The sequence below is a fragment of the Streptomyces bambusae genome (genome assembly GCF_020532645.1).
GTDB classification, from domain to species: domain Bacteria; phylum Actinomycetota; class Actinomycetes; order Streptomycetales; family Streptomycetaceae; genus Streptomyces; species Streptomyces bambusae.
The window spans coordinates 1-13,871 of record NZ_JAJAUZ010000075.1; the positions used below are offsets into that span (position 1 = coordinate 1).

Annotated in this window: 13 protein-coding genes; 6 read left to right on the forward strand and 7 right to left on the reverse strand. The window is 72.8% G+C overall.

The window, feature by feature from the left end; all coding sequences use genetic code 11:
• Nucleotides 1-1,039, forward strand: a 1,039-nt coding sequence (locus LG634_RS32585) for an MSCRAMM family protein (RefSeq protein ID WP_264203890.1), incomplete at its 5' end; no start/stop codon positions are given.
• A gap of 67 nt (nucleotides 1,040-1,106) precedes the next feature.
• Here the strand turns inward: LG634_RS32585 and LG634_RS32590 are convergent.
• Nucleotides 1,107-2,261 (reverse strand): Dyp-type peroxidase, encoded by a 1,155-nt coding sequence (locus tag LG634_RS32590; protein WP_226739281.1) that lies wholly within the window; start codon nucleotides 2,259-2,261, stop codon nucleotides 1,107-1,109.
• Nucleotides 2,262-2,339: 78 nt separating this feature from the next.
• Between LG634_RS32590 and LG634_RS32595 the strand changes: the two genes are divergently transcribed.
• Nucleotides 2,340-3,485: a right-handed parallel beta-helix repeat-containing protein gene (locus LG634_RS32595; RefSeq protein ID WP_226739283.1), complete on the forward strand. Its 1,146-nt coding sequence runs from the start codon at nucleotides 2,340-2,342 to the stop codon at nucleotides 3,483-3,485.
• Here LG634_RS32595 and LG634_RS32600 read toward each other — a convergent pair.
• The gene (locus LG634_RS32600; protein WP_226739285.1) at nucleotides 3,464-4,180 is read right to left on the reverse strand and encodes a hypothetical protein; all 717 of its coding nucleotides are present in this window, start codon (nucleotides 4,178-4,180) and stop codon (nucleotides 3,464-3,466) included. The genes LG634_RS32595 and LG634_RS32600 overlap by 22 nt on opposite strands.
• Before the next feature lie 147 nt (nucleotides 4,181-4,327).
• Here LG634_RS32600 and LG634_RS32605 point away from each other — a divergent pair, with 147 nt between their 5' ends.
• Nucleotides 4,328-5,014, forward strand: coding sequence for a L,D-transpeptidase family protein (locus LG634_RS32605; RefSeq protein WP_226739287.1), 687 nt, complete (start codon nucleotides 4,328-4,330; stop codon nucleotides 5,012-5,014).
• Between the two features lie 81 nt (nucleotides 5,015-5,095).
• On the opposite strand, the gene LG634_RS32610 is transcribed toward LG634_RS32605, so the two are convergent.
• Nucleotides 5,096-5,584 (reverse strand): glutathione peroxidase, encoded by a 489-nt coding sequence (locus LG634_RS32610; protein ID WP_226739288.1) that lies wholly within the window; start codon nucleotides 5,582-5,584, stop codon nucleotides 5,096-5,098.
• A 110-nt stretch (nucleotides 5,585-5,694) separates the two neighbouring features.
• Nucleotides 5,695-6,429 carry a hypothetical protein gene (locus LG634_RS32615; protein WP_226739289.1) on the reverse strand — a complete coding sequence of 245 codons (735 nt, stop codon included), beginning with the start codon at nucleotides 6,427-6,429 and terminating at the stop codon, nucleotides 5,695-5,697.
• A 252-nt stretch (nucleotides 6,430-6,681) separates the two neighbouring features.
• Between LG634_RS32615 and gcl the strand changes: the two genes are divergently transcribed.
• A complete protein-coding gene (gcl, locus tag LG634_RS32620; RefSeq protein WP_226739290.1) occupies nucleotides 6,682-8,469 on the forward strand; it encodes a glyoxylate carboligase in 1,788 nt (595 codons plus the stop codon).
• A gap of 1,047 nt (nucleotides 8,470-9,516) precedes the next feature.
• Here the strand turns inward: gcl and LG634_RS32625 are convergent.
• The 3 genes from LG634_RS32625 to LG634_RS32635 all read right to left on the reverse strand — a co-directional run bounded on the left by LG634_RS32625 (nucleotide 9,517) and on the right by LG634_RS32635 (nucleotide 12,979).
• A complete protein-coding gene (locus LG634_RS32625; protein ID WP_226739291.1) occupies nucleotides 9,517-10,974 on the reverse strand; it encodes a catalase in 1,458 nt (485 codons plus the stop codon).
• Between the two features lie 206 nt (nucleotides 10,975-11,180).
• The gene (locus LG634_RS32630) at nucleotides 11,181-12,071 is read right to left on the reverse strand and encodes a 2-hydroxy-3-oxopropionate reductase (RefSeq protein ID WP_226739292.1); all 891 of its coding nucleotides are present in this window, start codon (nucleotides 12,069-12,071) and stop codon (nucleotides 11,181-11,183) included.
• A gap of 74 nt (nucleotides 12,072-12,145) precedes the next feature.
• Nucleotides 12,146-12,979, reverse strand: coding sequence for a TIM barrel protein (locus tag LG634_RS32635; protein ID WP_226739293.1), 834 nt, complete (start codon nucleotides 12,977-12,979; stop codon nucleotides 12,146-12,148).
• Between the two features lie 125 nt (nucleotides 12,980-13,104).
• Here LG634_RS32635 and LG634_RS32640 point away from each other — a divergent pair, with 125 nt between their 5' ends.
• Both LG634_RS32640 and LG634_RS32645 read left to right on the forward strand, forming a co-directional pair.
• Nucleotides 13,105-13,356, forward strand: coding sequence for a thiamine-binding protein (locus tag LG634_RS32640; protein ID WP_226739295.1), 252 nt, complete (start codon nucleotides 13,105-13,107; stop codon nucleotides 13,354-13,356).
• Nucleotides 13,353-13,736, forward strand: a complete 384-nt coding sequence (locus tag LG634_RS32645; protein ID WP_226739297.1) for a helix-turn-helix domain-containing protein — start codon at nucleotides 13,353-13,355, stop codon at nucleotides 13,734-13,736. The genes LG634_RS32640 and LG634_RS32645 overlap by 4 nt, the downstream gene beginning before the upstream one ends.
• Nucleotides 13,737-13,871: the final 135 nt, after the last annotated feature.

Below are 13,871 nucleotides of genomic sequence, written 5' to 3' on the forward strand. Positions count from 1 at the left end.
CCTCGGGCGGGTGTCCGTCGTCAAGCACGACTCCGCCACCGGGCGGCCGCTGGCCGGCGCCGTGTTCCGGCTGTGGCGGGAGAGCAACGGGCAGCCGGGGCTGCAGGCCGACGACACCAGGGTCGGGGGTGCCTGCACCACCGGCACCGACGGCGTCTGCACGGTCGACGAGCTGCCGCTGGGCACGTACTACTGGGAGGAGACGGCGGCGCCCGCGGGGTACCGGCTGCCGGATCCGGCCGTGTTCGGTCCGCTGGAGCTGACCGCCGCCAATGCCGACCGGGGCCTCAGCGTCACGGTCGACAACCAGGTGGTGCTCGGCGGCGTCGACGTGGTCAAGCACGACTCCGCCACCGGGCGGCCGCTGGCCGGCGCCGTGTTCCAGCTGTGGCGCGAGACCAACGGGCAGCCGGGGCTGCAGGCCGACGACACCAAGGTCGGCGAGCCGTGCACGACCGGCGCCGACGGAGCCTGCCGCACCGGCCGGCTCCCGCTCGGCTCGTACTACTGGCAGGAGACCAAGGCGCCGGGCGGCTACAAGCTCCCCGATCCCGGGGTGTTCGGGCCGCTGGTGCTCACCGCCGAGAACGCCGACCGCGGGCTCGCCATCCGGGTCGACAACGACCCCGTGCTAGGCGAGATCTCCCTCCACAAGCGGGACGGGCACAGCCTCCGCCCGCTGCGCGGAGCGGTGTTCGAGCTGTGGCGGGAGACCAACGGGCAGGCCGGCCTGCAGGTGACGGGCACGGCCCCGGACACCAAGCAGGGCGCGGCCTGCGCCACCGGCTCCGACGGGTGGTGCGTGTTCGGCGGGCTGCCGCTCGGCTCGTACTACCTGCGCGAGGTCGCCGTGCCGGAAGGCTACGTGCTGCCCCGGCAGCCGGTCACCGGCCCGTACGAGGTCACCGAGGCGAACGCCGCGGCCGACGGGGTCGTGGTCGTCCTGGAGAACAAGCGCGGCGAGTCCGGCAAGGGCAAGGGCAGCAAGGGAGACAAGGGCAAGGGAGACAAGGGAGGCACGGGCGGTCCGAGGGGCTGATGCCCGGCCGGAGGGCCCCGGTGCGCACACCGCGCACCGGGGCCCTCCGGCGTGTGTGCGGGCGGAGCTAGAACGGCACGCGGCCTGCCGCCGTTGCGGGCGGGACCAGGTAGACGCCCGAGGCCACATGCTCGGCGAAGGCGTTGAGGGCGTCGGCCGCGGCCAGCCGCTGCTGCACCCGGGTGAACAGTGCCGGGTCGTTCATGAAGGCGAGGAACAGCAGGCCCCGGTCCGCGGCCCCGTCGTCGTACGAGTAGCCGCGGCGCAGCATCCGGGCGCCGCCGTCGTAGCGGGAGTGGGCCAGCCGGGCGTGCGCGTCGGCGGGGAGGACGTACCGGCCCTCGGGGGTCTTCGCGAAGAGGTCCACGTCGGTGTGCTCGGTGCCGCCGTGCAGCGGGGTGCCGTCCGCGCGGCGGCGGCCGATGATCCGCTCCTGCCGGATGGCCGGCAGGCCGGTGAACGCGGCCGTGCGCAGCCGGATCCGGCGGAACACCAGGTACGTGCCGCCGGCGTGCGGGCCGGAGCCGATCCACACCCAGCGTTCGGTACCGGCACGGTCCGGGTTCGCGGTGCCGTCCTTGAAGCCGAGGAGGTTGCGCGGGGTCTCGTCCCGCGGGCCGGGCGGCAGGAAACCGGGCTGCCGCCAGCGGAGGCGGACCGCCGGGCCCGCCGTGCGGTCGAGGGCGGCACCGGCCCCGGCGCAGGCGGCGGCGGTGGGGCCGCAGATCTGGAGCAGCAGGTCGCCGCCGCCGGCCTCGGGCCGCAGCCGGTCGCCGGGGAAGGCGGGCGGCTCCCGCAGCGGCCCCGGCCCGGCCGTGCCGAGCCGGGCGGGCAGCCGGGGCCCGAAACCCACGGTCACGGTCGTCGTCAGCCCTCCGCCCTCCGCCCGGGCCCGCCACCGGGCGAGTACGCCGTCCAGGGCCTGGCGGGCCGCACTCCCGGACGGGCCGGGGGAGAGGTCGTACGCGAGGAGCAGCACGTGCGGGGGCTGCGGGTCGGACACCCCGCGCTGCCGGGCGACGGCCACGGCGGGGGTCGCGGCGCGGGCCGCGGACGGTCCGGCCGCGGACGGTCCGGCGGCCGACGCGCCGTGCCCGGTCCCGCCCGCCGGGCCCGCCGCATCCGCCCCGTCCGTCTCCCGGCCGCAGGCCGTTGCCGCGCCGGCGAGGCCGGCGGCTGCGGCAGCCGTGGCGAGGACGGTACGGCGACTCGGCCCGGACACGACGGCACGACCTCCCCAATAGTCATAATTTTCGCCGGATTTGGCGTTTTCGGCAGTCGGGACGATACACCTGGCCGCATGCGCATTCCCCGATGCCCCGCGCTGCTCGTCGCGGCCGTCCTGCTGATCTCCTCCTGCGCGGCACCCGCGGACGACGCGGCCGCTCCGGACGCCCCGCGCGTGCTGCGCGTCCCGGCCGGGTACGCCACCATCCAGCAGGCCGTGGACCGGGCCCGGCCCGGCGACCTCGTCCTGGTCGGCCCCGGTGTCTACCGGGAGAGCGTCACCCTGCCCACGCCCCGCGTCGTCCTGCGCGGCACGGACCGCAACCGGACCGTCGTCGACGGGGAGTTCCGGCGCGCCAACGGCATCACGGTGACCGGCGCCGGCTCGGCCGTGGAGAACCTGACGATCCGCCACCACCTGGCCAACGGGCTGCTGTTCACCGGCGTCACCGACCCCGCCCGGCAGTCCGGAGCCGGCGGGGGTGCCGCGTACGACCGCCTCGACACCCGCCGCCACCCGCCCCTGCGCGGCTTCCGCGCCTCCTACGTGACCGCCCACAACAACGCCCTGTACGGCATCTACGCCTTCGACGCCCGCGACGGCGTCATCGAGCACGCGTACGCCTCCGGGCACGCCGACTCCGGGATCTACGTCGGCCAGTGCCGGCCGTGCCGCACCGTGGTCCGCGAGAACACCGTCGAGCGCAATGCCGTGGGCCTCGAAGTCACCAACGCATCCGAGGAGTTGTACTTCCTCGGCAACCGGTCCCACCGCAACCGGGTCGGCGTGGCCGTCAACTCCGACGACCTGGAGGCCCTGGCCCCGCAGCACCGCGCCGTGTTCGCCGGCAACACCGTCACCGACAACAACGAACCGGACAGCCCCGAGCAGGCGGACGGCGGCTTCGGCATCGGCATCGGGATCGGCGGCGGCCGCGACAACCTCGTGGAGCGCAACCTGGTCCGCGGCAACCGGTGGGCCGGCATCCTGGTCACCGACGTCCTCGGCTACCGGGCCACCGGCAACCTGGTGCGCGGCAACCGCACCGCGGGCAACGCCGGCGACCTCGCCCCCGCCGCCCCGCCCGGCCGCTCGTTCCGCCTGGTCACCGCCCCGCCCCCGCAGCCCGGTATGCCCGCCGCGGCCTCCGCCCCCGCCCGGCCCGCCCGTACGATGCCCGCACCCGCCGCCGAGGGCTACCTGCTGCCGGCCGGCTGAGGACCCGCCGTGCCACGGCCCGGCGCCGCCCGGCCCAGCACGTCCACGGTGACCGGCGGCGCGCCCGGCGTCAGGCGGGCCTCCACCCGGCGCAGCCCGCCGCCGGCATCCACCCAATAGGACAGCGCCGACCCGCCCGCGGGCGGCGCCTCCCCCGGCCTGCGCGGGGGGTGCGGGCCGCCGAACACCGTGTACGAGGTGCCGTCCAGCCGCCGTTCGCCCAGCCGGGTGGCGCCGCCCCGGGCCAGCAGCTGGGCGTTCTCCGGACGGTCGTGGCCCAGCCGGAGGGCGAGCAGCAGGGCCCGGTCCAGCGGGTCCCGGCCCGCGGCCCGGCGCGCCCAGCCGGTGCCGCCGCCGTCCGGGTCCACCGCCACCGTCCGGTCGTCCCAGGCCAGCGCGCCGGACGCGGCGGGCGCCCCGGCCGTCCCCGGCACCCGGTACGTGCCGGTGGCGCGGCGGGTCCGGAAGTCGAGCACGGCGTCCACCGTGGTGGCCGCCACCGGTCCCGGGATCCGCAGCCGCAGCGCCACCGGGCTCTGCTCGTACGTGGTCAGCCGTACGAGGGCGAGCTGCTGGGCCTCCTCCCCGGTCACGGGCCGGGGTCCGCCGCCGCCCCCGCAGCCGGCCAGCACCACCCCCGCCGCCACAGCCGCCGCCACCATCGCCACCGGCCGGGAACTTCCGTACGTCCGCATCGGGGCAGCACATCACCCGCCGCCCGAATGGCCGCCCAGTTCGGCGCGCAACACGGCCGGACGTGCTCGAATGCCAGACAGCGGGGGCGGGCGGGGGCGACCGAACGGAAGGACCGGCCGGACACCATGGAACGGACGCGCGCACGCATGCGGAAAGTGCTGCCGGCGGTGGCCGCTGCCGCCCTGACCTGGGCGGCAGCCGTGCCAGGGACGGCCGCCGCGGCATCCGGGAGCGCCGCCGGGCCGCCGTGCACGGCGGACACCGGCCCGTACCAGTGGGAACTGGAGCAGTACCTGGGCCTGCCGGCGGACGGCCGCCAGGACCCCGCCGACTGCGCCGCGATCCGCGGCTTCCAGGAACGCGCGGGCGTCCGCCCGGCCGACGGCTACGCGGGCCTCGCGACCCACCGCACCAGCCTCGTCGTCGCCGAACGGGCCCGCCCCAACCGGGACGGCCGCTGCCCCGTCCGGTCCGGCCGCACCGTCTGCGTGGACCTGACGCGGCAGCTGCTGTGGGTGCAGCGCGACGGCCGGCCCGTCTACGAGGCGGTGCCGGTGCGGACCGGGCGCTGGGGCCAGGAGACCCGCGAGGGCAGGCACGAGATCACCGAGCGGATCATCGACGAGACCTCGCAGCTGTACGACGACGCCCCGATGCCGTACGCCCAGTACTTCTCCGGCGGGCAGGCCTTCCACGGGGTGTACGGCGACCTGTTCAACGGCGGCGGCTCGGCGGGCTGCATCAACATGCAGCTGAAGGACGCCGAGCGGCTGTGGGACACCACCCGGCTCGGCGACGCGGTGGTGGTGTGGGGGCGCAAGCCCGGCACCTGACGGCGGCCCCGGGGCGGTCCCGGGCCCGGCCCGGCCCCGCGCGGACGGCGGCGGGACCGGGGCCCGGGGCCCGGCCGGGCATCAGGCCGGCAGCACGGCCTCGATCGCCGCGACCAGCTCCGGGGACTCCGGCTCGGTCCGCGGCCGGAAGCGGCCCACGACCTCGCCCTCCGGCGAGATCAGGAACTTCTCGAAGTTCCACTGGATGTCGCCGGCCTCGCCGTCCGCGTCCGGGTGCTTGACCAGCTCGGCGAAGAGCGGGTGCCGGTCCGTGCCGTTCACGTCGCTCTTCTCCAGCATCGGGAAGGTCACGCCGAAGCCGGCCGCGCAGAACGTCGCGATGTCCTCGGCCGTGCCGGGCTCCTGCCCGCCGAACTGGTTGCAGGGGACGCCGATGACGGTGAAGCCCTTCGCCTCGTACGCGAACTGCAGCCGGGCCAGGCCGGAGTACTGCGGGGTGAGGCCGCACTGGGAGGCGGTGTTGACCAGCAGGATCGCCTTGCCCTTGAACGGCGCCAGGCTGGTCGGCTCGTCGGACAGGGTGGTCAGCGGGATGTCGTAGAGGCTCACGACGGGTCTCCTCGGCAGGCGGGAACGGCCGCGGGGCGGCCGGCGGACTGGCGTGCGGACACGCGCACCGGCGTGCGCCAGGGGCAGGCCGGCGGGCGGAAAGGCAGCCGTCAGCCTAAAGCCCCGGTCCGCACGAGATGTTCCGCAGGGTCGTTCACCGGCTGCGGGACGCCCGTCAGGTCCACGGCGAACAGCGGGACGCCCAGCTCGCCGGCGCGGCCCCGGGCGTCGTCGGTGTAGCCGGCCAGTGCGAAGTACGCGGCGGTCGCCGACTCGGTCAGCCCGTTCAGCCACAGGCACTCCACCGCCCGCAGCCCGGCCGGCGCGGTCGTGGGGTCCACCTGGGCCACCAGCCCCGGCGCCCGCAGGTCCACCGCGGCCGTCGGCAGCGGCCGCACCTCCGGCTGCCGTACGTCCCGGAAGCCGAGCCAGCGCAGGTACAGCGCGGCGGTGAGCACCGCGTCCCCGGCCGTGCGGATGGTCAGCGGCCGGAAGGCGGCGCGCGGCGCCGGCGGAGCGGCCGGCGGAGGCGGAGCGGTGGGCGGCTCCGCCACCGAGCCCGGCGTCGTCCGCACCCCGGTGTCCGCCGGCTGCACCGGGACCCGGGCCACCGTCCCGCAGCTGCACCCCACCTCCGGCTGCGGCCACTCGTCCCGGCGCCCGCAGGCCGTGCAGCGGACCGCCACCCAGCTCTCCGACCAGGTGCGGTGGGTCAGCGCCACGGGGTCCGTGCCCGGGTCCAGCGGCGGGGTGACCGGCCTCCCGCAGGCGCACGGGAAGGCGGGTGGCACGTACGCGTTCTGCAGTCCGCACGCCGGACAGCGCACCGGAAAGGTCTCGGCCATCGTCAGCCCCCCATCGCCCCGCCCCGGACCGCCCGGAGCGGCTGCTCGCTCTGCGTGGTCCATGGTCCACCAGCTGCGACGTCCGCGGGCCGCGGACGCCCGGATTCGTGCAACCGACGGGCGCCGGCGCGGCATTTGGTGGGTTCCGCGGGCCGGTGCGCCTTGACGTACGGGGAGATCGCCTCTTAGCTTGTTTCGTATAGCAGAACAAAACTTCCGGATTACGGAAACAGTCTGACCGCAGGAGTGCCGATGCCCCGTATGACCGCCGCCGCCGCGGCCGTGGAGATCCTCAAGCTCGAAGGAGTCGACCAGGCGTTCGGCGTGCCCGGCGCTGCGATCAACCCCTTCTACCGGGAGCTCAAGAACGTCGGCGGCATCAGCCACACGCTGGCCCGCCACGTCGAGGGCGCCTCGCACATGGCCGAGGGCTACACCCGTGCCAAGGCCGGGAACATCGGTGTCTGCATCGGTACGTCCGGCCCCGCCGGCACCGACATGATCACCGGTCTGTACTCCGCCATCGCCGACTCGATCCCGATCCTGTGCATCACCGGCCAGGCTCCGGTCTCGAAGCTCCACAAGGAGGACTTCCAGGCCGTCGACATCGCCTCGATCGCGAAGCCGGTCACCAAGGCCGCGACGACCGTCCTGGAGGCCGCGCAGGTCCCCGGCGTCTTCCAGCAGGCCTTCCACCTGATGCGCTCCGGCCGCCCCGGCCCGGTCCTCATCGACCTGCCGATCGACGTCCAGCTGACCGAGATCGAGTTCGACCCGGAGACCTACCAGCCGCTGCCGGTCTACAAGCCGCAGGCCAACCGCGCCCAGGCCGAGAAGGCCCTTCGCTTCCTGCTCGAGTCGGAGCGCCCGCTGATCGTCGCCGGCGGCGGCATCATCAACGCCGACGCCTCCGACCTGCTGGTCGAGTTCGCCGAGCTGACCGGCGTCCCCGTCATCTCCACCCTGATGGGCTGGGGCACGATCCCGGACGACCACGAGCTCGCCGCCGGCATGGTCGGTGTCCAGACCGCGCACCGCTACGGCAACGCGACCTTCCTGGAGTCCGACTTCGTCTTCGGCATCGGCAACCGCTGGGCCAACCGCCACACGGGCTACAACCTGGAGGCGTACACCAAGGGCCGCAAGTTCGTCCACGTCGACATCGAGCCCACCCAGCTCGGCAAGATCTTCGCCCCCGACTTCGGCATCGCCTCCGACGCCAAGGCCGCCCTGGAGCTCTTCATCGAGGTCGCCAAGGAGCTGAAGGCCGAGGGCAAGCTGCCCGACTTCTCCGCCTGGGCCGCCTCCGCGCAGGAGCGCAAGGCGACCCTGCAGCGCCGTACGCACTTCGAGAACATCCCCATGAAGCCGCAGCGCGTCTACGAGGAGATGAACAAGGCGTTCGGCCCGGAGACCCGTTACGTCACCACCATCGGCCTCTCCCAGATCGCGGCGGCGCAGTTCCTGCACGTCTACAAGCCGCGCCACTGGATCAACTGCGGCCAGGCCGGGCCGCTCGGCTGGACCATCCCGGCCGCCATCGGCGCCGCCACCGCGGACCCGGAGACGCCGATCGTCGCCCTCTCCGGCGACTACGACTTCCAGTTCATGATCGAGGAGCTGGCCGTCGCCGCCCAGCACAAGGTCCCGTACGTCCACGTCCTCGTGAACAACGCGTACCTGGGTCTGATCCGGCAGGCGCAGGGCGGCCTCGGCATCAACTTCGAGGTCAACCTGGAGTTCGAGAACATCAACACCCCGGAGATCGGCGCGTACGGCGTCGACCACGTCAAGGTCGCCGAGGGTCTGGGCGTCAAGGCGATCCGCGTCACCGACCCGGAGCAGCTGGGCGAGGCGTTCGAGCAGGCCAAGAAGTGGGCCGTCGAGTTCCAGGTCCCGGTCGTCGTCGAGGCGATCCTGGAGCGCGTCACCAACATCGCCATGAGCAAGACGGTCGACATGAGCGACGTCACCGAGTTCGAGGAGCTGGCGACGGAGGCCGGGCACGCGCCGACCGCCATCAAGGCTCTGCGGGTCTGATCCCGCTTCGCGTCCTGAAGGCCCCCGCCCCTCCCTCCGGAGGGGCGGGGGCCTTCCGCATGCCGCCTGAGCCGCGCCCTGAGCCGCCACCCGCCAAACCGGGGCTCCGCCCCGCACCCCGCGCCTCAAACGCCGGCGGGGCTGGACCTGCCGGGCCTGTGATGCCGCTCTGCCGCTCGAAGACCGGGGCTACGCCCCTCGCCCCCGCGCCTCAATCGCCGGCGGGGCTGGGTTTGCCCGGCTGGGACGTGCCTGCTCGGGCCTCGGGGCTCCGCCCCGTACCCCGCGCCTCAATCGCCGGCGGGGCTGGATTTGCTCGGGCCTGTGATGGCCCTCCGCCGCTCACCGACCGGGGCTCCGCCCCGTGCCCCACGCCGTAATCGCCGGCGGGGCTGGATCTGACCCCGGTGCTGCTTCCCGGACCTCACGCTTCCGGCGCGGGCCGGGACCGTTCCCCGGTGACCCCCAGCCCCGCCGGCGTTTGAGGCGCGGGGGCCAGGGGCGGAGCCCCAGTGCTTGAGCGGCACGTGCCGGCCGGGGCAAACCCCAGCCCCGCCGGCGTTTGAGGCGCGGGGTACGGGGCGGAGCCCCGGGGGTCGAGGCCGGGCTTCGGTCTGACGGGCCGGGTGACGGCGAATGCCCCACCGCCAGGGGGCAGTGGGGCACGGGGGAGGGGGAACGACAGAGCGCCGGGTTGCGGGACCGTCCGCAACCCGGCGCTCTGGCCTGGGAAGTGTTACCGCCCGACGGGGCGAGGCTGGCGCGACAGGACGTTCGCACCCGCCGGGCGGGGCTTCTGCTCGCCTCCCCCGTATACAGGGAGAGGCGTGGGAGATGGCTGGGACCGCGGTGGTGCCGACAGACCCTCCGGCGTCGCCCCCCTCAGGTCAAGGGGCGGGCCTCGGAGCCTTTACCACCGCACTGGCTCGACACCACCGCGGTCCTCGTCCTGCCCATCGCCGTGGACCACCCCTCATCCGGGTCCGCGGCGGCGGGCTGGCACCCGGGGCCCGACCTCCCGTCAGGCCCCCGGCGCGTTCTGCGGGCTCAGTCCTCGCGCAGGGCGCGGACGGCCTCCTCGACGCGCTTGCCGTAGTCGGCGTCGGCGGCGTGGAAGTGAGCCAGGTTCTTCTCGATGACGTCCTCGCGGGAGACCTGCGACAGGCCGCCGGCGATGTTCGCCACCAGACGCTGCTTCTCCTCCTCGGACATCAGGCGGTAGAGCTCGCCGGCCTGGAAGAAGTCGTCGTCCTTGGTGTGGGCCGGGGCGGCGTGGGTGCCGGTGTAGCCGGTGACCGCCTTCGGGGCGCCGAGCGCCAGACCGGTCTCGGCCGGGCCCTGGTACGAGTTGGGCTCGTAGTTCTTGTCGTGGCGCGAGCCGTTGCGCAGCGCCATGGCGCCGTCACGGCCGTAGTTCTGCGCCGTGGTCGCCTTGGGGGCGTTGACCGGCAGCAGGGTGTGGTTCACGCCGAGGCGGTAGCGCTGGGCGTCCGCGTAGGCGAACAGGCGGCCCTGGAGCATCTTGTCCGGCGAGGCGGTGATGCCCGGGACGAAGTTGTTCGGGGAGAAGGCGGACTGCTCGACCTCGGCGAAGACGTTCTCCGGGTTGCGGTCGAGGACCAGGCGGCCCACGCGCTGCAGCGGGTAGTCCGCGTGCGGCCACACCTTGGTGAGGTCGAACGGGTTGAAGCGGTACTCCGCGGCCTCGGCCGCCGGCATGATCTGGACGTAGAGGGTCCAGCTCGGGTTCACGCCGCGCTCGATGGCCTGGAGCAGGTCGGTCTGGTGCGAGTTGCCGTCCTTGCCGGCCAGCTCGGCACCCTGCTCGGAGGACAGGCAGCGGATGCCCTGGTTCGTCTTGAAGTGGTACTTGACGAAGAAGGCCTCGCCCTGGGCGTTGGTCCACTGGTAGGTGTGGGAGCCGTAGCCGTTCATGTGGCGGTAGGAGGCCGGGATGCCGCGGTCGCCCATGAGCCAGGTGATCTGGTGGGTCGCCTCGGGGGCGTGCGCCCAGAAGTCCCAGACGTTGTCCGCCTCCTGCTTGCCCGTGAAGGGGTCGCGCTTCTGGGAGTGGATGAAGTCGGGGAACTTGATCGGGTCCTTGATGAAGAACACCGGGGTGTTGTTGCCGACGAGGTCGTAGTTGCCCTCTTCGGTGTAGAACTTCAGCGCGAAGCCGCGCGGGTCGCGGACCGCGTCCGCGCCACCGAGCGAGTCGGCCACGGTGGAGAAGCGCAGGAACGTTTCGGTCTTCTTGCCGACCTCGTTCAGGAACGCGGCGCTGGTGTACGCGGTGACGTCGTCCGTCACCTCGAAGTAGCCGTACGCGGCAGAGCCGCGGGCGTGCACGACACGCTCCGGGATGCGCTCGCGGTTGAACCGGGCCAGCTTCTCGATGAGCTGCTGGTCCTGGATCAGGAGCGGGCCACCGACGCCGGCGGTGGCGGAGTTCTGGTTGTCGGCGACCGGAGCGCCGGACTCGGTCGTAAGCACGCGCTTCGACATGGTGGACCTTCCGTACGGGTAACTGCTGACGGAAAGCGTTTTCCGTCATGCGGACGACCCTAAATTCGGGCCATCACAGCGTCAACAGTTTGTTGAAGAAAGATGGAGAGAGGTGATCCGGACGGCACCGGCGCCTGGGCGCGACAGGACAGGTGTCAGCACCGGTGCCGTCCGGAAACTCAGATCCCCCGGAGGGGAGGCAGGTCTCAGACCTGGGCGCCGGAGAGGCGCTCGACGGCGCGGAGCAGGGCCGAGTGGTCCAGGCCGCCGTCACCCTGGGCGCGCAGCGAGGCGACCAGCTGGGCGACGACCGCGCCGACCGGGAGGGCCGCACCGACGTTGCGGGCGGCGTCGGTGACGATGCCCATGTCCTTGTGGTGCAGGTCGATCCGGAAGCCGGGCTTGAAGTCGCGGTTCAGGAAGTTGTCCTTCTTGCGGGTCAGGACCGTGGAGCCGGCCAGACCGCCGTTGAGGACGTCCAGGGCGGCCTGGAGGTTCACGCCGGACTTCTCCAGGAAGACCACGGCCTCGGCGCACGCCTGGATGTTCACCGCGACGATGAGCTGGTTGGCGGCCTTCACCGTCTGGCCGGACCCGTGCGGGCCGCAGAGCACGATGACCTTGCCGAGGGTCTCCAGGATCGGGAGGGCCTCGTCGAAGTCGGCCTGCTCGCCGCCGACCATGATGGAGAGGACGGCCTCGATGGCGCCGGCCTCGCCGCCGGACACCGGGGCGTCGATGACGCGGATGCCCTTCTCGGCGGCGTTCTTCGCCAGGTCGACCGAGGTCTGCGGGGTGATCGACGACATGTCGACGATCAGCGCGCCGGCCTTGGCGTTCTCCAGGATGCCCTCGGGGCCGTAGGAGATGGCCTCGACCTGCGGGGAGGCGGGCACCATCGTGATGATCACGTCGGCGTCCTTGACGGCCTCGGCGATGGAGCCGGCCGCGGTGCCGCCGGCGGCGGCCAGGCGCTCCAGCTTGTCCTGCTCCAGCGTGAAGCCGGTGACCGGGTAGCCGGCCTTCAGGAGGTTCTCGGACATGGGGGAGCCCATGATGCCGAGACCGATCCACGCGATCTTGGGGAGAGTGCTCATGACGGGGTCCTTCTCTGAAAGCTCTTGAAGCTTGGTACGAAAAGTGCGTGAAGTGTCTGGGCCTTCGCCCGGACTTACCGGGCCGCGCGGGCCTCGGCCGGGAGCCACTCGAAGGACGCGGCCGCATTCTCGGCCTTGTACTCCAGGCCGACGAAGCCCTGGTAGCCGGCCTTGCGGAGCTGGTCGAGCAGGTCCTCGAGGGGCAGCTCGCCGGTGCCCGGGGCACCCCGTCCCGGCTTGTCCGCGATCTGGACGTGGCCGGTCTTGGCGGCGTACTTTTCGATGACCTCGGAGAGGTCCTCGTCGTTCATCGCCAGGTGGTACAGGTCGAGCAGGAACTTGGCGTTCCCCAGCCCGGTCGCCTCGTTCACCTTGTCCACGACCTCGATCGCGGACGGCGCGCTCACCAGCGGGTAGAGCGGCGACTCGGGCTTGTTCAGCGTCTCGATCAGCAGGATCGCGCCGACCCGGTCCGCGGCGCGGGCCGCGACGACCAGGTTCTCCAGGGCGAGTTCGTCCTGGACGGCCGGGTCCACGCCCTCGGCGCGGTTGCCGTACAGCGCGTTCAGCGCCTTGCAGCCGACCGACGCCGCGAAGTCCGCGGCGATGTCGATGTTGGCGCGGAACCGGTCCGACTCCTCGCCCGGTACGGAGACAGCACCGCGGTCCGGCCCGGGCAGTTTGCCGGCGTAGAAGTTCAGGCCCACCAGCTGGGTGCCGGCGTCCTCAAGAGCCTTCTTGAGGGCGTCGAGCTCCTCCTGAGCCGGGGTGGGGGTCTCGATCCAGGGCCACCACAGCTCGACCGCGGTGAAGCCGGCCGCGGCGGCGGCCGCGGGGCGCTCCAGGAGCGGGAGTTCCGTGAAGAGGATCGAGAGGTTCACATCGAAGCGCTGGTCCGTGTATCCCATGAGGGGTGTGCGCTCCTTCCGTATTGCGGAAGTTGTTTTCTGCTTGATGGAAGGTTGCATGGGCCCTCCGGTGGATGTCAAGTGGGGGCTGACGGAATTTGTCTACCTCGGGGTAGCTTGACCGGGTGCGATTGAGAGTGGAGTTCACGACCGAGCCCTTCGACCTCGAAGAGGCCCCCGCCCACGCCGTGGCCGCTCGGGAGGTCATCCAGAAGGCGCAGCTGGACGCGGTCGACGTCGGTCCCTTCGGCAACACCGCCGAAGGGCGGGCCGACGAGGTGCTGGCCGCGGTGTCCGCGCTGCTGCGCGATTCCCTGGAGGCCGGCGCCACCCGCGTGTCGCTCCAGGTCAACGTGATCCCGGAGGAGGGCAGATGACCGAACCCCGCGACCACCCGTTCATCACGGCGGTCAAGCCCCTGGTGGATGCGATGGGCGGCGAGCTGATGGACCCGGCCCAGGCCGGCGACGACGACGTCGTCCTCGCCTGGGAGGGGCAGGAGCTGCTGGCCGTGCGGCTCCCGCAGCTCTCCGACTCGCTGGACCACATCCTGGCCGCACTGGAACGCCGCTACGGCATGCCGCTCGCGCAGCTGGACCGCAAGACCAAGCAGGACGTGGTGCGCATACTGGAGGCGCGGGGCGCCTTTGCCGTACGCCACGGCGTGGAGACGGTCGCCGGGGCCATCGGGGTGAGCCGCTTCACCGTCTACAACTACTTGAACAGGGAAAACCCCAACAAGAGCAGCCAGGGGTGACACCGGCATCACCCGCCGTCACGAGCCGCCGCCCGAAACGACCGGGCGGCGGCTTTTGTATACGGGAAGTTTCAACAAAGTGTTGACGCCGTGTTTCCGAGGGCGTTAGCTACTCCCAGCCCGTCCAAGCAACAA

What these genes read in the sequence shown, in the direction of transcription:
- LG634_RS32595 (WP_226739283.1), top strand. Translation starts at nt 2,340, where the DNA reads ATGCGCATTCCCCGATGCCCCGCGCTGCTCGTCGCGGCCGTCCTGCTG.
- LG634_RS32600 (WP_226739285.1), bottom strand. Translation starts at nt 4,180, where the DNA reads ATGCGGACGTACGGAAGTTCCCGGCCGGTGGCGATGGTGGCGGCGGCT.
- LG634_RS32605 (WP_226739287.1), top strand. Translation starts at nt 4,328, where the DNA reads ATGCGGAAAGTGCTGCCGGCGGTGGCCGCTGCCGCCCTGACCTGGGCG.
- LG634_RS32615 (WP_226739289.1), bottom strand. Translation starts at nt 6,429, where the DNA reads ATGGCCGAGACCTTTCCGGTGCGCTGTCCGGCGTGCGGACTGCAGAAC.
- gcl (WP_226739290.1), top strand. Translation starts at nt 6,682, where the DNA reads ATGCCCCGTATGACCGCCGCCGCCGCGGCCGTGGAGATCCTCAAGCTC.
- LG634_RS32625 (WP_226739291.1), bottom strand. Translation starts at nt 10,974, where the DNA reads ATGTCGAAGCGCGTGCTTACGACCGAGTCCGGCGCTCCGGTCGCCGAC.
- LG634_RS32630 (WP_226739292.1), bottom strand. Translation starts at nt 12,071, where the DNA reads ATGAGCACTCTCCCCAAGATCGCGTGGATCGGTCTCGGCATCATGGGC.
- LG634_RS32635 (WP_226739293.1), bottom strand. Translation starts at nt 12,979, where the DNA reads ATGGGATACACGGACCAGCGCTTCGATGTGAACCTCTCGATCCTCTTC.
- LG634_RS32645 (WP_226739297.1), top strand. Translation starts at nt 13,353, where the DNA reads ATGACCGAACCCCGCGACCACCCGTTCATCACGGCGGTCAAGCCCCTG.